This is a genomic window from Actomonas aquatica, from assembly GCF_019679435.2.
Lineage (GTDB): Bacteria > Verrucomicrobiota > Verrucomicrobiia > Opitutales > Opitutaceae > Actomonas > Actomonas aquatica.
In genome coordinates, this window is record NZ_CP139781.1 from 1,673,334 (window position 1) to 1,690,323 (window position 16,990).

Below are 16,990 nucleotides of genomic sequence, written 5' to 3' on the forward strand. Positions count from 1 at the left end.
CCCAGAGAGCTTCGGCTCCCTGGGCCTTTTTTGTGCCCCCGTCCATCGCACGCCCCACTTCCGTTTTCTTTCCGCCCGCCATCGCCGGAGGTTTGCAAATTGCCAGCAGATCGCGATTAGCTGCTTCAGAACCCAGCCTCCCGTCCGATCAACGAAACAGAGGATGCCCCATGCCCCCTGAAGAATCGCCCGCCAAAGCCACCGTCCTCATCGTCGACGACACGGAACGTTCCCGGGTCCTCCTGAATTCATTGCTCGCCCCCGAGGGCTACAAACTCATCGAAGCCGCCGACGGCTTGGAGGCCATCGAACAAGCCCAGGCCCACGCCCCCGACGTCATCCTCCTCGACGTCATGATGCCGGGCATCGACGGCTTCGAAACCTGCCGTCTCATTCGCGAAATGGAAGGCCTCAAGGAGGTCCCCATCCTCATTCTCACCGCCCTCGACGACCGCAAATCCCGCCTCGAGGGCCTCAAAGCCGGTGCCGACGACTTCATCACCAAGCCCATCGACACCACCGAGCTGCGCATCCGCCTGCGCACCATCACCCGCATCAACCGCTTCCGAAACCTCTACGAAGAACGCGCCCGCTTCGAACAGGCCATCAACCACTCCCCCGACGGCGTCATCATCGCCAACGGCGAGGGCAACATCACCCTCATCAACCCCGCTGCCCGCGACCTGCTCTCCCCCGAGGCGCCCGTAAACGGTAAGTTCTGCGAATTGCTCGCCCCCGACGCCGCCGAACAACTGCGCACCCAGATGCAGCAGCAAAAAAGCACCGGCCGCAGCTCCATCCTCACCGAATTCGTCTACGGTCGCCGCATCCCCAACCAGGTCGAAATCACCGCCGCCCACCTCGACGGCGACTCCATCATATTCAACATCCGCGACATCACCGAACGCCAATCCCTCGAAGCGCAGCTCATCAGCATGCAGCGCCTCGAGGTGCTTGGCCAACTCGCCGGCGGCATCGCCCACGACCTCAACAACATCCTCGCCGCCGTCATGGGCACCGCCTCGCTCATGGAACTCACCTCGCCCGAGGCCGATAAAAAGCACCTCAAAACCATTCTCACCAGCAGCCGCCGCGGTGCCGAGATGCTGCGCCAGCTCCTCGCCTTCTCCCGCGGCTCCGACACCGACATCGGCGCGGTGGATGTCACCGAGGTCGCCCGCGAAGTCGCCGATGTCGCTTCCGAGACCTTCCCTGCCGTGATCGACGTGCGCTTCGAGACGCCCGCCGAAGCGTCCCTGCCCGACATCACCGCCAACGCCTCGCAGCTCCACCAGATTTTCATGAACCTCTGTGTGAACGCCCGCGATGCCCTGCTCCCGGGCGGTGGCACACTCACCGTCACCCTCGGCCGCCGCACCATCGAATCCGTGGAAGGCCTCACCGATTCCTCCGGCGGCAAACCCGGCGATTACCTCACGGTGGCCGTGTCCGACACCGGCACCGGCATCCCGCCCGAAGTGCGCCCTCGCCTCTTCGAACCTTTCTTTTCCACCAAACCCCAGGGCCGCGGCACCGGCCTGGGTCTGCCCACCGTCGCCCGCCTCGTGCACCTGCACCACGGCTTCATCTCCCTCGACAGCACCGTCGGCCAAGGCACCACCTTCACCTGCCACTTTCCCCTCACGCCCCCGGCCTCCGACTGAGCGGAGAAACACCGCTGGTTTCTCAACCGCAGAAATCACCGCGGTTCACAGCAACACCCACTGTAGCCGGGGTCGGTGACCCCGGTTCGCCCTGTGAGTCCACAGAGGATAACGAAGCAAAGCAGTCCAAGGTGGATACCGCTACGGATCAAACCGCAGATCACGCCGATAACCGCAGATACCGAGAGGCACCGCTGTTTTAACGCAAAGACGCGAAGACAGTAAAGGTCGCAAAGCCGGGTGGACGTAGCGTTGTTTCCCCTGCCTCAACGCACGAGCCCCCGCCTTCGCGCCCTTCGCGCCCCCCTGCCCCTCGGCATCCCGTATCCTGAATCCCGCATCCCGCCCGCATCCTGCATCCCGCCTCCCCTCGCCTTTCACCATTCTCGATTCACTATTCACCATTCCTCCCCCCTTTCAGCTTTCCCGATTTCAGCTTTTCAGCTTTTCGCGGTTCCTCCCACCCCGCCTTCCGTCTTGCTTTGGCGATAAGCGCCACGCAACGTGGCCCTTTTCGCGCTCAACAACCGCGTCTCCGGACATGAACCAGAACATCCGCAACATCGCCATCATCGCCCACGTCGACCACGGGAAGACCACCCTCGTCGACAATCTGCTCAAACAGGGCGGAGCCTTCCGTGCCAACCAGCAGGTGGACGAACGCGCCATGGACTCTATGGACCTCGAGCGCGAAAAGGGCATCACCATCAAGGCCAAGAACACCTCCGTGCATTGGGGCGACAAGATCATCAACATCGTCGACACCCCCGGGCACGCCGACTTCGGTGGTGAAGTGGAGCGCGCCCTGCGCATGGTCGACGGCGTGCTCCTGCTCGTCGACGCCTACGACGGCCCGCAGGCCCAGACCCGCTTCGTGCTCCGCAAGGCCCTCTCCCACGGCCTCAAGGTCATCATCGTCATCAACAAGATCGACCGCGAGAACGCCGACCCCAAGGGCATGTATGAGAAGGTCCTCGAACTCCTCCTCGAGCTCGACGCCAACGAAGAACAATTCGACGCCCCCGTCGTTTACGGCTCCGGCCGCGACGGCTACATGGTGAAAAACCTCGAAGACGAGCACAAGGACCTCACCCCGCTCTTTGAAGCCGTGCTCGAGCACGTGCCGCCGCCCTTCGCCCGCCCCAACCAGCCTTTCCACATGCTCGTCTCCAACATCGATTGGAGCGACTACGTCGGCCGTATCGCCATCGGCAAGATCCTCGGCGGCGAAGTCGACGTCGGCGACACCGTCTACGTGATGCGCCACAACGAGGACAAACGTCAGCGCGGCAAGATCACCAAGGTCATCGAGTTCTCCGGCCTCGGCACCACCGAGACCAGCCACGCCGTCGCCGGCAACATCGTCGGCCTCTCCGGCTTCGAGGACATCGACATCGGTGACACCCTCACCGCCGACGCCGAAGGCCACGCCCTGCCCTTCACCGACATCGACCCGCCCACCCTCGAAATGCAGCTCGCCGTCAACGACGGCCCGCTGGTCGGCAAGGACGGCAAGTTCGTCACCTCCCGCCAGGTGCGCGAGCGTCTCTACCGCGAGGTGAAGACCAACATCTCGATTTCGGTCGAGGACGCCACCGTCGGCGGCGCCTTCAACGTCAAGGCCCGCGGCGCCATGCAGATCGCCGTGCTCGTCGAAACCATGCGCCGCGAGGGTTACGAGCTGCTCGTCTCCCGCCCGTCTGTCATCACCAAGACCGCCGAAGACGGCACCATCCTCGAGCCTTACGAAACGGTCTGGATCGAAGTGCCCGACGATTGCGTGGGCGCGATCATGCAGAACCTCGCCAACCGCAAGGGCCAGCTCACCAACATGGAGAAGCTCAACGCCACCACCATGGTGGAGGCCACCATCACCACCCGCGGCCTCATCGGCATGGAGGTTGACCTCGTCAACGCCACCAGCGGTCACGGCGTCATGTCCCACCTCTTCAAGGAATACGGTCCCTGGGCCGGCGAAATCGCCACCCGCCAGACCGGCACCCTCGTCGCCACCGAAGCCGGCGTCACCACCGCCTACGCCCTCGAGAGCATCCAGGAGCGCGGCAAACTCTTCACCGGCGCCGGCGAAGAGGTTTACGAGGGCATGATCATCGGCGAAAACCCGCGCGACGAAGACATCCCCGTCAACGCCGTGAAGGCCAAGCAGCTCACCAACTTCCGCTCCCAAGGTGAGGGCAAGGGCATCCAGCTCACCCCCGCCATCAAGATGTCCCTCGAGCGCTGCATCGAATACATCGCCAACGACGAATACGTTGAGGTCACCCCGTCCTTCCTGCGCCTGCGCAAGAAGATCCTCAACAGCAACGAACGTCGCAAAGCCGAGCGCGCCGCCAAGTCGGGCAAATAAACGCCCGCCCGACGCCACACTCCCCGCTCTGCCGGCCCCTCTTCACTCGCCGCCGTCGCTCCCCGCGCCGGCGGCTTTTTTTGCCCCCAACTCTCGATTTCTACGTAGTTTTACGAGGATTTTGCCGATTTCCCTCCGCCGCTTACCGGGGCAATGTCCCTACACTCCATGGGCTTGGAACTCGTCGAAACCGTCATCTACCTCACGAACACCCTGATTTGCGTCATTCTCGCCGTGTTGGTGACCGACGCGTGGTTCCGCGGAGATCACAAAGGGTCGCTCCTCTACTGGATGATCGCCGCTTGGGTGATGTTCGCCGCCGACGTGCTTTTTGCTTCGCGCCCCCTCCTCTCGCCCGTCGTCGCCCGCATCCTGCCCACCCTGCTCGTCACCGTTGGCCAGGCCATCCTGCTCATCGGCGCCCGGGTGAACTCCGGTCAGACCAAAGTCACGCTCGTCGAGCCCATCGGCGCCGTTGTGCTGCACGCGGTGCTGCTGACGGTGTTTCACTTCCTCGCCCCCGAGTCCCCGCTGCGTCGCGTCAGCAACGGCCTCATCTGGGCCACCCTTGCCTACCTGTCCTATCGCGGCCTGCGCCAATCGCCCCCTGTCTTCTGGCGCTCCTACACCGCCCCCGCCAAGGCCTTCATGGCCCACGCCATCTTCCACCTCGTGCGCACCGTGCTGGTGCTCCTGCCCCTCTCCTCCACCTCCGAAGCGCTCAACACCTTCGTCGCCATCCTCGGCGACCTCGAGGTCAGCTTCTTCATGGTCGCCCTCTTTGTCGGTCTCCTGCTGGCCCACCTCAAACAGCGCAACGAGCAGCTCTCCTCGGCCCTGGCCGAAGTGAAAACCCTCAGCGGCCTGCTCCCCATCTGTGCTTGGTGCAAAAAGGTGCGCGACGACGACGGCTACTGGCAGCAGGTCGATCACTACTTCCGCAACCACAGCAAGATCCGCTTCAGCCACGGCATGTGCACCGACTGCGCCGACGACTTCCGCAAAGAAGCCGAAAAGCTCCAACCCTCCGACCTCTGATCGAGAGGCACCGCAAAGGTCGCAAAGCCCGGGAAAGGGTGGACGCGGACCTCCGGGCCGCGTCGTTCCACCTGCCCCTCGACCGAACCTCCCTTTTCGTGACTTTTTGTGCCTTTTCGTGGCCTAAAAGATAGACCGCAGATCACGCCGATAACCGCAGATACCGAGAGGCACCGCGGGAAAAAACCGCGAAGAACACGAAGAAGCGCGAAGCCGAGAGGCACCGCTGTTTTAACGCATCCTCCGTCGCTCTACGAGCTATGGCGGACAAGGAATAACGCCAAATCCACGAGACACAAAGTTCCTGATTTCAGCCTACCCCGACGCGCCTCTCCGACTTTCGTGTTTTTCGTGTGTTTCGTGGTCACCCTCCTTCCGTGTCCATCCGTGTAGTCCGTGGGCCACTCGCCCCCTGCCTCTCAGCCATCCCGTATCCCACATCCCGCATCCCCCATCCCGCATCCCGCATCCCGCATCCCGTATCACCAACTCACCCGGTCGCACTCCATCGTGTAAACCGCGGTCACGAAACCGTCATCGTCCACCGGGCCGACCCGCAGGGTGCCAAAGAGGAACAGCGGGCTGTCCATCAGCGACTTGGTCGCACCGTTCTTCATCGTGACCAAAATGATCTCGGTGAGCTTCGGTTCACCGCCGTAGCAGCAGGAATTGGTGTCGGCCATGCCCAGAAACTCCACCACGCCGTCATCGTCAAAACGCAGCGGCAACATGTAGGCCGGGATGCAGACCTTCTTGCCATCCAGCGCCATGATCTCCGGCGGGATCTTCGAGGCCGCATACTCGACCTCCGTCATGTCGCCGATGTCTTCGAGGTTGTTCAGGTCGATGGTGAACTTCGCCAAGGTATCGAAACTGAGCGCCGCATAGTCCCGCAGGTTGATCTTCTCTTCCGCCGAGAGCGTCGTCGTCGTCATCGCGAAAATGAGGGTGGCGCAGGTGGCCCAAAAGGCGGTCGTGAGTCGTCGGAGGGGTCGCGTCGGCATAACGCCACCGTTCTGCGCCCCTTCCCGAGAGTCAACGAGCCCCGGCCGTATCCGGCTCGGTGATTTTAGATCAATTGATATAAGGTCGACTTTTGCGGGCCTCCAGCCGCCCTTACTCGATCCACCACCCGTTGCCGCTGCCGCTTCCGGCGTTCACCGCGCACCTGCTCGTCTCGTGTCTTTGCTCAAAATCTCCCAACTCACCAAAAGCTACGCGACCCCGGAAGGGTCCCGGCAGACGGTGGTCGATGTGCCGCAGTTCGATCTCGCCGCCGGCGAACAAGTCGCCGTGCGCGGCCGCAGCGGCACCGGCAAAACCACCTTCCTGCACCTCATCGCCGGCATCCTCGAGCCCGACTCCGGGTCGATTCACGTCGGCGAGACCGAGGTCACCGCCCTCTCCGAATCCGGCCGCGACCGCTGGCGCGCCGCCCACCTCGGCTACATTTTCCAGACCTTCAACCTCCTCCAAGGCTTCACCGCTTTCGAAAACGTGCTCCTCGGCACCGCCTTCGGCGGCCGGCGCCCCTTCCCCGAAAAAGCCACCGCCATGCTCGAGCGCGTCGACCTCGCCGCCCGCCGCGACTACCGCCCCCGCCAGCTCTCCACCGGCCAGCAACAACGCGTCGCCATCGCCCGCGCCCTCGTCAACCGCCCGCCCCTCGTCCTCGCCGACGAACCCACCGGCAACCTCGACCCCCACCACGCCGCCGAGGCCCTCGGCCTCATCCGCTCCGTCTGCTCCGAGACCGGCTCGGCCCTCCTGCTCGTCAGCCACGACGAGGCCGTGCTCAACGCCTTTCCCCGCATCGTCGATTTCGCCACCCTCAACCAAGCCGGCACCCCGGCGTCGGAGGTCCGCTGATGCTGCTCTTCATCGTCCGGCGCAGCCTGCGCCAATACCTGCTCTCAACCATCGTCACCTCGCTCGCCATCGCCCTCGCGAGCGGCCTGTTGCTCTCCATCTGGACGATCAAAACCCAGAGCCAAGCCACCTTCACTCGCATGAACAGCGGCTTCGATGCCGTGCTCGGCGCCCGCGGCTCCAAACTCCAGCTCGTCCTCAACGCCATCTTCCACCTCGAAGCCTCCTCCGGCAACGTCTCCGCCGAGGACTTCGCCGCCGTCCGCCGCCACCGCCTCGTTAAACGCGCCATCCCCATCGCCGTCGGCGACAACTACGAAGGCATCCGCCTCATCGGCACCGAGCCGGAGATGTTCACCGAGGTCGAAATCGAGCCCGAGCAAACCCACCGCTTCGCCGCCGGCCGCGCCTGGACCGACGAACACGCCCACGAAGCCGTCGTCGGCAGCTTCGCCGCCCGCCACCTCGGCCTGCGCACCGGCGACACCTTCCACCCCTCCCACGGCCTCGCCGACAACGACATCCACGAGCACGAAGAACTCTACACCGTCGTCGGCGTGCTGGAGCCCTCCGGCACCCCGGCCGACAAAGTCATCTGGATTCCGCTTCACGGCCTGCAGCACATGAGCGGACACAACGAAGCCGCGGCCGACGAAGTCAGCGCCGTGCTCATCCAACTGCGCACGCCCACCGCCGGCTTCATGCTCGACGGCTACTACAACCGCCAGGGCGACCGCCTCACCTTTGCGTATCCCATCGCCGCCATTGTTTCCGACCTCTTCAGCAAAATCGGCTGGTTCGACCGCGTCCTCGCCTGGGTTGCCTACCTCGTCGCCGCCGTCTCTGCGGCCACCGTGTTGGTCGCGATCTACAACTCCATGTCGGCCCGCCGCCGCGACCTCGCCATCCTGCGCGCCCTCGGCGCCTCGCGCCGCACCCTCTTTGGCTCGGTCGTGCTCGAAGCCATCGCGCTCGGTTTCATCGGCACCCTGGCCGGCTTCCTCGTGCACGGCGGCATCAGCCTGGTTTCGGCGACGATCATCCAGCGCGAAACCGGCGTGGTGATCGACCCATGGACGCTGCATCCCGTGATGCTCTGGGCCCCCTTGGCGATGATCGGCCTCTGTGCCCTCGGCGGCGCCCTCCCCGCCACCAAAGCCTACCGCACCGACGTCGCCGAACACCTCGCCCCCCAGTCCTAGCCCAGGAAAAACCGCGTCGATCCGCCTGCCCCACCGTGCAGGCCGCGAACCCTGCTCACGCTACGTTGGAAACGAGTTTCAACCGCGAAGCACCGCTGTTTTAACGCATCCTCCGTCGCTCTATGAGCTATGGCTGACCGGGAAGAACGCAAAGCCTGCTAAGGTGGACGCGGACCCCGCCTAAGGCGGGCAAGCGCCGGGCCGCGTCGTTCCACCTGCCCCTCGGCCGCACCTCCCTTTTCGTGACTTTTTGTGCCTTTTCGTGGCTAAAAAAAAGAACCGCAGATCACGCCGAAAACCGCAGATACCGAGAGGCACCGCAGGGGAAAAACCGCAAAGAACGCGAAGGTTCGCGAAGCCGAGAGGCACCGCGGCTTTTTTACCTCAGAAGACACCGCGGTTCACAGAAACATCTGCTGTAGCCGGGGTCGGTGACCCCGGTTCGCTGTGGAAGTCCCACCGAAGCAAAGCAGCCCTCCGTAACTACGAGCGTGAGCAAGAGGATGCCGCAAAGGATCAAACCCCAGATCGCGCCAAAAGCCGCAGAGGCCGCGAGGCATCGCAGCGAGGCCCACGGACCACACGGAAAGACACGGATTCAGGTGCCATCATCGGCAAGCCCAACAATTGTGAGGCTCCGGCTTTCGTGTATTTCGAGTGTCCCGTGGGGCCAGGCTGGGTGCAGGAAAAAAACGCCGTTTTTCATGAAACGAATTATTTCGGTCCTTGGCTTAAAACTCTCGTAATCACATGAGCATTATAGCCTTGGATTCTATGGTGGGTTCATGAAGACGATGTGCGCCGCGGAATTATGCGGCGTTTTGCAGCCCGACCAAACCACGTTGCAATTTCCCGCTCGCAGAAACGCCGCTTTTTGCCGAACGTCATCCCGGCCTGCTCAGGCTAAAATATCCCCTATCATCCTGACGAAGATGACCTTAACCTCTACCGACCGCCGTATCGAATCCGATCAGCTTTCGGAATTAACAGGCGAAAACGCCGCATAATAACACTGTTCGACAAGAAGAGATGGAAATACCGCGTCTATTGATCGTTCTGGATCTCGACGAGACGCTTATCCGGGCGACGGGAAATCCCACGCTTGATCCGCCAGATTTCACCATCGATTCCTATCGCGTAAGACGGCGTCCGATGGTCCACGAGTTTTTGTGCGCTGCAGCGACTTTTGCCGATCTTGGCATTTGGAGTTCGGCGAGTGAGTCATACGTCGATGCGATTGTCCGAAAAATTGTGCCTGATTCGATTTCGCTTCAGTTTGTGTGGGCTCGGTCGCGTTGCACGCGGCAATACGATTCTGAGCAGATGGAGGAATACTGGGTGAAAGACCTAAAGAAGGTGCGTCGGTTAGGGTATCCCCTTGAGCGAGTGTTGATGGTCGATGATTCGCCCGAGAAAGTTGAGCGCCATTTCGGAAACTACGTGCGCGTAGAACCATTTTATGGAGACCAGAATGACCGAGTCCTACCTGATTTGGAGCGCTACCTTCGCTCCTTCATCTCCGTTCCAAACGTCAGAACCGTCGAGAAGCGGGGCTGGCAGCACGATCAAAACCAGATAGAGTCGAATCGGGTAGGCGGAGGTAATTAGCCTCCGCCCCCCACACCACCCGGCGTGCGGGTCCGCACCGGGCGGTTCCGAGTCGTTATCGGACCGTAGTTGGATAATGGATATGCGTCCAAAGCTGGACGAGGGAGGGCAGGCCTTCGACGGTGAGCCAGTCGTTGTGCAGGGCTTGGTTGAGGGCCGGGGATTTGGACATGGCCCAACATCCCGAGCCGGACAGCCCGTTGAGGATCGCGTCGCGTTTGCTCACGCCGAGGCGCAGCAACTGGCGGATTCGGTTCCGACGGGTCTTCCACATCTTCCAATAGCAGCAACGCAGGCGTCGTCTGATCCAGTGTTCGAGGTGGCGCACCGCGCCATAGGTGCGGCTCAGTCCGTAGTAACCCATCCACCCGCGCAGATACTGCCCGAGGTGTTGGATACGCACGGCCATCGCCACGCCCCAGCGGCGGCTGGTCAACTCACGCACTTCGTGTTCGAACCGCCAGAGCGATTGCTCGCTCCAGACGATACGACTGCCTTTGAAGGCAAAGCCGAGGAACGTGAGCGCATTCGTTTGCACGACCGCACTCTTCGTCTCGTTCACCTTTAGTTTGAGCGTGTCTTCCAGGAACCGGCTGATGCTGGCCATGACCCGTTCGCCCGCGCGCTGACTCTTCACCAGGATGACAAAGTCGTCGGCGTAGCGAGCGAAGCGGTGGCCGCGTCGCTCCAGTTCGTGATCGAGGTCATCGAGGACGACGTTGGCGAGTAACGGCGAGAGAGGCCCGCCTTGCGGCACGCCCTCGGCCGTGCGTTGCCAACGCCCGTCCACTGCAACTCCTGCCCGCAGGTAACGGGCGATCAGACGCAGGACGCGTCGATCCTTCACCTTGCGGGCCACCCTCACCATCAGCACATCGTGGTTCACCCGGTCGAAGAACTTCGATAGGTCGAGGTCCACCGCGATGCGGCGGCCCTCTTGTTTGATCGTGTTCGCGACATGGCGCACCGCGTCGTGGGCGCGACGGTGGGGGCGGAAGCCATAGCTGTGATCGCTGAACCCCGGCTCGAAGATCGGGCCGAGTTGTTGGGCGATCGTCTGTTGGATCACTCGGTCGAGGACGGTGGGGATGCCCAATGGGCGCACCCCGCCGTCCGGTTTGGCCAGTTCCACGCGGCGCACCGGCGCGGGCACGTAGGTGCCTGCGAGCAATGCGTCGCGCAGTCTTGGCCAGTGCTCGCGGAAGCGGGCCGGGAAGTCGTCGATGGTGATGCCATCGACGCCCGGTGCTCCGCGGTTGGCCTTCACCCGTCTCCACGCTGTGGATACATTGGTCGTATCCAGGATCGCTTCGAGCAGGTGGTCGGCCTGTCCCTGTCCCTGTTCATATCCCGCGTCCGGCGGGACCGCTTCGCACCACCAGTCCGCAACGCCGGGCGGCGTTTGGGCGGACGATGAGCGGGCGGAGCCGGACGCGTGCGTTCGGTTCGGGCCTTCGTCGGGGTGAGACCTCCGGATCCTTCGGCGGACGGGTAACCCGTCGGAGCCTACTCCCGGCTCGTTTCCGCGGCGACTACTACGCCCTCTGCTGACTCCTGCGCGCGCTCCGCCGGTGTTGCCACCGACGATGCTTCCGGAAGGCACCGGATGCTTCACGCGCAGGCCTCCCCGGATAAGAGCATCAACGTCCCTCGCACGAGCGCATCGTCTACCCTGCGGCCTGAACCTGTGGGCTTCATCATGTGGTGGTGACTCGCCCCGGCCGCTAAGCCTTTTACGATGTTCCTGTTCGTCGCCCCGCGAGTCCGCCTACGGCTTCTTTCAGACCCAGCCTCGCGACTGCGCCCTTGCCCTCGGCTACTGCTTTTCATAACTCAATGTTCATTACTCCATTAACTTACAAGTTCTTGCACAGGGGACTTGAACCCCATTCGTTGACGCCCATGCCGGGCATACACCAACCACTCGAGCCAACGAGCCACAGCGCTCCGCGCTGTGACTCGCGGCTCACTTAAAAACGATGGGCGAAGAAATGCCGAACGAAGACCAGTCTTCTAGCATCCTGCATCGGATTCTGGATCGGGAGCTATTGCCGGATTTCACCATTTGGCGTGAATACTTTGGGGCACCGAGTCCGGTAGAGGTTGTTATCGATCGAGCTTTGGAAGCCCTGTCTAGTGCGATTCCCGACGACACGCATTGTGTTTTGCACGGTTGGATAGATCAGGCCGTATTGGAGATTGTCGCGATCGATCGCGTTGCAGAAATCCGCGATCGAACGAAGCGATATCGGCCAGATCAAGGAGGTGACTCAGGTTTGCTTGCTGTTGTCGGCAGAAGGATCCTCGTCCTCGAATTCTCGTATGAACGCGGGGAGGCTTTACTTACTGAATACAAGCCCATCCAGCCGCCCGAGCCAACGAGCACCGCGTCGGCGCTCGCGGCTCAGCTAAATCGATGACAGTAGATTCCTTAGTATCATTTTCTGAGATTTGGAAAGAGTTAGGAGGCATTTTCGGGACGGCGGCCGCCATCCTGACGCTTCTTATTCGCTATCGTGAACATCGATCAGCGCAGTCCACTAAGCCCCCGCCGAAAAAGTCTGACTACGATGTCGCTATCGAAGCTTTTGGTTCAGATGCAGTTCTCCGGACCGTTTTTCAGGATCTCAAGAAGATTGACCTAATCAGAAAGAACATCGACATCACAGTATCACCTGAAGAAATCGGTCCTCTTATTCGGTTTATGAAGTCAGGCGTGGCGACTCCTTACGAGCTTAAGCGAGCATGGGCCTACAGGAAGTTTCGCAGAAATCGGAGAGGAGAGATTGTGCGATTAACTTTTCGTTTAGGCTGCTTCGATCGGTGCACCTTACATGCCATGAACGCGTATTCCATCGCTCTTGCATTCTTTTTCATGGGGTCAATGCTCCTGAATATATATGCCTCATTTGCGATGCCACTCCCGGTTTTATCGCTCCTTCTATTGGTTTGCCTAATTATTAGTATCACCCTGATCAGTGATTCTTTGACTGCGGCATCGAGGCTGGAACGTCGACTACGCACGCGAAGAGGAATTAGAAGGTCGAAAAAATCGCCGGAGATAAGGCCGACAAATCAGCCTGTCTCAACTTAGACGTTATGCAAGAAATCGACAGAATCGATAATTTCGACGAAACTGGAAACTCCGTCGATGCATGGAAACAGAAAGCCGAAGAGTTGTCGTTTTGCGCCGAGGGTCTTCAATCCCATGCAGACTCCGAGTCTTCGAAAGTCTACGATCTTCAAAAACAGATCATACTGCAAATGAGCTCATTCTGGGTGAAGCAGATGCTGAGGGGGTTTACTTTGGAGTGTTTACTCAAAGCACTGTGGCTCAAAAATGGGAATTCTTTATGCGACCAAGGAAGATACAACGGTCTTGATGGAATTAAGAACCATAGAATTCACGAAATGGCACCAAAAGTCGGTTTTCAAACGAACGACACAGAAAAGAGAGTCCTACGCATACTCGGTGCTTTTGCTACCTCTGGAGGCAGGTATCCGGTATTCACAAAATATGACAGCTTGAGTAAGGACTTCGGAAGCGGAAATCCGAAGTTTATTCTGGAGTGGAACCTTCAAGAACTTGAACCTGCTTATTTCGAACTAAGGAGAAAACTAGTTAATGAAATTGAAGAATAACCAGTCGTCTCATAGGGAACCGGACCGGGTCATGTCGTCACATTGTCTCATTCCCCAAAAAATCGGATCCTCTGCTCCCTTCGCTGGCTTCAAATTCGATGGTGATTTTCAAGGTGCTGCGCTTGCCAGATATGTAACGTTATATCGACATACCCCAATCAACCTGCCCCATGACTTACGAACGTGATATCGAGACCCGCCGGACGGTGCTTCTCATCGTCGCCGGCGGGATTCTGCTGCTGGCTGCTTGGTCCTTTTATCACCTTCCAACCTCCCCGGCCCCCTCCTGGAGGAACTGGGTTACGCCCGCCGGATGGACCGTCATTGGCGTGTTTCAGCTCATTCTCGCGTTGGTTCATCGTTACGACCGGGTGCGCATCAGCCTCGACGACTCAAACTGGTCGATCCACGTGAACAAACGCCTGTGGTATCAGGGAGCGCCGCTTACCGCGAACCAGATCACCGAAGACCAAGTCGCCTTTAACCTCCACCCGCCTCGGCCGTGGCGATCTCGCCCCCTCGCCAAGCGGTGGCTTTCCGACGAAGTGATCGCTTGCTTCCGCTCCATCACAAATCCCGCTCCAAGCCTGAGCTCGGACGGAAACCACGCCCTCCATTCCACCCAACCCACGAGCCCCCACTACAACGCCGTCTCCAGCCGGCACACCGCGCAGTGAGTGAGTTCAGGCAATGAAAGACGATTCCACTGCCGAACTGCGAGAGGCCGGGAAGATCTGGCTCTGCCTCATTTTCAGCGTGATGTGGATAGGACTCGGAGTCGCCGGCTTCGCGTTCGTCCTCAATAGCCAATACTTTGGTCGAATACCGCTGGCATCACTCGGAGCCATCGTGCTCAGCGGCTTCATTCTCCTGAAAGGGGGCTACATGTTCGTCAGATCCCTGATCGCCCTATTTCGCCCATAATTTGGCTCAGTTAGGGAGTGATACTTGGTCGCTCGGCCGGTGCGCCTCACCCCTCATGGCTGGACAGAGGGAGCGCTGAGGCGAGATGGTGGTGAGCTCGCTTGTTTCCTATGAATCTGCTTCTGCACGCTGCTTACTTCGCCGCCGTCAAACACTCCGACCAACGGAGGAAAAACACCGCGGCCGCGCCTTACATCAACCATCCGCTGGAGGTGTCCTGTCACTTGTCCGAGGTGGGTGGAATCTCCGATGAGGCCGTGCTCATCGCTGCCGTGCTGCACGATACGGTCGAAGACACTGCCACCACCCGCGAGGAGATCGCCACCACATTCGGCGAGACGGTCGCGGCCCTCGTCATGGAATGCACCGACGACAAGAGCCTGGAGAAAGCCGAACGCAAACGCCTGCAGGTCGTGAACGCGCCGAAGAAAAGCCCCGGTGCCAAGGCCATCAAGATCGCCGACAAAACCTGCAACCTGCGCTCCATCCTCGTCGATCCGCCCGCCGGTTGGTCCTGGACCCGCCAATACGACTACTTCGTTTGGGCCAGCAAGGTTGTCGCTGGACTTCTGGGCCACCACCCCGCCTTGGACGAAGACGTGCAACGCGTCCTGCAAGAGGGTCTGGACAAACTCCAACCTCTCGCCGCCGCCGAAGGCACGGCGTGATAGCCGCTCCCGGTCTCTCGGCGTAGGCTGCGAGCTTGCTCGCGCTCCCCTTGCCTCTCGGTAAAACCCGGCGTTCAAACGCAGAGCCCTTTAACCGCGACGCCGCCCGGAGGCTTGCCCGCCTTTGGCGGGTCGGCGTCCACCTCAAGGCAGTGCTTCCCCTGCCCTCTTCCTCAATGCGTTGCTGGGGCGCTGTAGGCGGGGGCTCCGGCCGGGGTGGCTGAACCTCCCGGCGTCGGCGCCACCGGCGCCTGGATGGTGCCGCGAATCTCGGCGGCCCGTTTGAGGCCGGCCGCGCTGCTGCGACCCGTGAAGCGCAGACAGAGGCGATCCATAAACACGTAGGTAATCGGCACGACAAACAGGGTCATGATCGTCGCGATGCCGAGTCCACCCACGATGACCAGACCGAGCGGGTTGCGGATCTCCGCGCCCGCCCCCTGCGCGAACGCGATCGGGACCGCACCGAGGATGGTCGATACCGACGTCATCAAGATCGGGCGGAAGCGCGCCGAGGTCGCCTGAAACACCGCCGTCGACGCATCCAAGCCTCTCTCGATTTGGAGCTGGTTGGCGAACTCCACGATGAGGATGCCGTTCTTCGCGATGAGTCCGATCAGCATGATCAGACCAAAGCGCGAAAACAGGTTGTCGGTCATCGCCGGCCCCCAATACCGCGTCGCATACAACACCGTGATGCCTCCCGCCACGGCGATCACCACGCCGGTGAAAATGGTGAAGGGATGGACCCACGACTCAAACTGCGCCGCGAGAATCAAAAAGGTGAACAGCAGCGCCAGGCCGAACATCACGTAGGTGTCCCCCGCGCCTTCCAAAAACTGCCGCGCCGGGCCGTCCCACGCATAGGTGCTGCCCGCCGGCAGCAACGCGTCGATTCGGTCCTGCAGATAGGTGATGGCGTCGCCCATCGCCACGCCGTCAGCCAGCGGCGCCGAGAGCGTGACCGAGCGCAGGCGGTTGAAGTGCGGGTAACTCTCCGGCACGGCGTTTTCGTCCCACGTCACGAGGTTGCCCAATTGCACCAGACTGCCCCGCTCCGAGCGCACGTAGATGCGCGCGAGATCGCCCGGGGTCATGCGACGGCTGTCCTCCACCTGTAGAATCACGTCGTATTGCTGACCGCCGCGCTGAAACTGCGTGACCCGCCGACTGCCCAGCAAGGTCTCCAAGGTCGTGGCGATGTCCCGCACCGGCACCGCGAGGTCGGCCGCCTTGGCGCGATCGATGCGCACATCGAGCTGCGGTTTCGTCGGCGACGGATAAAGCCGCACCGGCCCAAACACGCCACTCGCTTCCATGTCCTCCACAAACTGCTCCCCGCTGGTCTGCAGCTCCTCAAAATCACTGCCCTGCAAGACCAGTTGCAGGGAGCTGCCCCGCCCCGGTCCACCACCACCGCCGAACGGACGCTTCGGTCCCACGCTCACCTGCAGGCCGGGGCGACCGGAAGACGTCAGGTCTTGACTCTTGACAACTAATAAATCCCGACGCGAAAAGCCCCGCCTTTCCTCCTGCCGAAGACTGAATTCGGACCGAAAATCAAATGAACTCGACCAGGTGGATTATCTTCCCGTGCTTCCTGATTTTCGCTGCTGGGTGCTATCGGCAAACTGAAGCGGCTTACCTTGACCTACTCCCTCCCGGCGCAAGTGAAGTCCGTTCCACCACCATACCTGCCGGCATAGACTTCAGCGTTTTTATTAAAGCCAAACTCACACATGGTGAGTTTCATCAATTTATCAATGCCACGGGATTAACGGCCGGCGACATCAGGAATGTCTCACTCATACCAGAGGACGACGTTTCGGCTTGGTGGCACCCACAAGGGACTGGACCGCAATACTCCAAGAAGGAGGCTCATAGAGATTCCGACATCGTGAATGCGGTTCTGTGGGCAACCTATGAAGAGGGAACCCTGTATTTCCACCACATCGACCTCTAGCTCCGCCACCACCCAAGCATCGCAAAAAACAGGAACTCAAACCT

Annotated in this window: 14 protein-coding genes; 11 read left to right on the top strand and 3 right to left on the bottom strand. The window is 61.0% G+C overall.

Annotation, left to right across the window (positions count from 1 at the left end; all coding sequences use genetic code 11):
* The first annotated feature begins 170 nt into the window (after nt 1-170).
* The 3 genes from K1X11_RS06435 to K1X11_RS06445 all read left to right on the top strand — a co-directional run bounded on the left by K1X11_RS06435 (nt 171) and on the right by K1X11_RS06445 (nt 5,070).
* Nucleotides 171-1,664 carry a response regulator gene (locus K1X11_RS06435; protein ID WP_221030911.1) on the top strand — a complete coding sequence of 498 codons (1,494 nt, stop codon included), beginning with the start codon at nt 171-173 and terminating at the stop codon, nt 1,662-1,664.
* 541 nt (nt 1,665-2,205) lie between these two features.
* The gene (typA, locus tag K1X11_RS06440; RefSeq protein WP_221030912.1) at nt 2,206-4,032 is read left to right on the top strand and encodes a translational GTPase TypA; all 1,827 of its coding nucleotides are present in this window, start codon (nt 2,206-2,208) and stop codon (nt 4,030-4,032) included.
* A 153-nt stretch (nt 4,033-4,185) separates the two neighbouring features.
* Nucleotides 4,186-5,070: a hypothetical protein gene (locus tag K1X11_RS06445; protein WP_221030913.1), complete on the top strand. Its 885-nt coding sequence runs from the start codon at nt 4,186-4,188 to the stop codon at nt 5,068-5,070.
* 482 nt (nt 5,071-5,552) lie between these two features.
* On the opposite strand, the gene K1X11_RS06450 is transcribed toward K1X11_RS06445, so the two are convergent.
* Nucleotides 5,553-6,074 carry a DUF3299 domain-containing protein gene (locus K1X11_RS06450; RefSeq protein ID WP_221030914.1) on the bottom strand — a complete coding sequence of 174 codons (522 nt, stop codon included), beginning with the start codon at nt 6,072-6,074 and terminating at the stop codon, nt 5,553-5,555.
* Between the two features lie 175 nt (nt 6,075-6,249).
* Here K1X11_RS06450 and K1X11_RS06455 point away from each other — a divergent pair, with 175 nt between their 5' ends.
* The 3 genes from K1X11_RS06455 to K1X11_RS06465 all read left to right on the top strand — a co-directional run bounded on the left by K1X11_RS06455 (nt 6,250) and on the right by K1X11_RS06465 (nt 9,749).
* Nucleotides 6,250-6,939: an ABC transporter ATP-binding protein gene (locus K1X11_RS06455; RefSeq protein ID WP_221030915.1), complete on the top strand. Its 690-nt coding sequence runs from the start codon at nt 6,250-6,252 to the stop codon at nt 6,937-6,939.
* Nucleotides 6,939-8,141 (top strand): ABC transporter permease, encoded by a 1,203-nt coding sequence (locus tag K1X11_RS06460; protein WP_221030916.1) that lies wholly within the window; start codon nt 6,939-6,941, stop codon nt 8,139-8,141. Before K1X11_RS06455 ends, K1X11_RS06460 begins: the two co-directional genes overlap by 1 nt.
* Nucleotides 8,142-9,170: 1,029 nt before the next feature.
* Entirely contained in the window at nt 9,171-9,749 is a 579-nt protein-coding gene (locus K1X11_RS06465) for an HAD family hydrolase (RefSeq protein WP_324726129.1), read from the top strand.
* Between the two features lie 55 nt (nt 9,750-9,804).
* On the opposite strand, the gene ltrA is transcribed toward K1X11_RS06465, so the two are convergent.
* Nucleotides 9,805-11,226, bottom strand: coding sequence for a group II intron reverse transcriptase/maturase (ltrA, locus tag K1X11_RS06470; protein WP_484460792.1), 1,422 nt, complete (start codon nt 11,224-11,226; stop codon nt 9,805-9,807).
* Nucleotides 11,227-11,728: 502 nt separating this feature from the next.
* On the opposite strand from ltrA, the gene K1X11_RS06475 reads away from it, so the two are divergent.
* From K1X11_RS06475 to K1X11_RS06495, 5 genes are all read left to right on the top strand, one after another.
* Nucleotides 11,729-12,169, top strand: coding sequence for a hypothetical protein (locus K1X11_RS06475; RefSeq protein WP_221030919.1), 441 nt, complete (start codon nt 11,729-11,731; stop codon nt 12,167-12,169).
* 679 nt (nt 12,170-12,848) lie between these two features.
* Complete coding sequence (locus K1X11_RS06480) at nt 12,849-13,391, top strand: hypothetical protein (RefSeq protein ID WP_221030920.1); 543 nt, start codon at nt 12,849-12,851, stop codon at nt 13,389-13,391.
* Between the two features lie 170 nt (nt 13,392-13,561).
* A complete protein-coding gene (locus K1X11_RS06485; protein WP_221030921.1) occupies nt 13,562-14,068 on the top strand; it encodes a hypothetical protein in 507 nt (168 codons plus the stop codon).
* A 13-nt stretch (nt 14,069-14,081) separates the two neighbouring features.
* Nucleotides 14,082-14,315 carry a hypothetical protein gene (locus K1X11_RS06490; RefSeq protein ID WP_221030922.1) on the top strand — a complete coding sequence of 78 codons (234 nt, stop codon included), beginning with the start codon at nt 14,082-14,084 and terminating at the stop codon, nt 14,313-14,315.
* A 110-nt stretch (nt 14,316-14,425) separates the two neighbouring features.
* On the top strand, nt 14,426-14,983 hold the full coding sequence (locus K1X11_RS06495) for an HD domain-containing protein (RefSeq protein ID WP_221030923.1): 558 nt from the start codon (nt 14,426-14,428) through the stop codon (nt 14,981-14,983).
* 173 nt (nt 14,984-15,156) lie between these two features.
* Here the strand turns inward: K1X11_RS06495 and K1X11_RS06500 are convergent, their stop codons facing one another.
* A complete protein-coding gene (locus K1X11_RS06500; RefSeq protein WP_221030924.1) occupies nt 15,157-16,431 on the bottom strand; it encodes an efflux RND transporter permease subunit in 1,275 nt (424 codons plus the stop codon).
* Nucleotides 16,432-16,990: the final 559 nt, after the last annotated feature.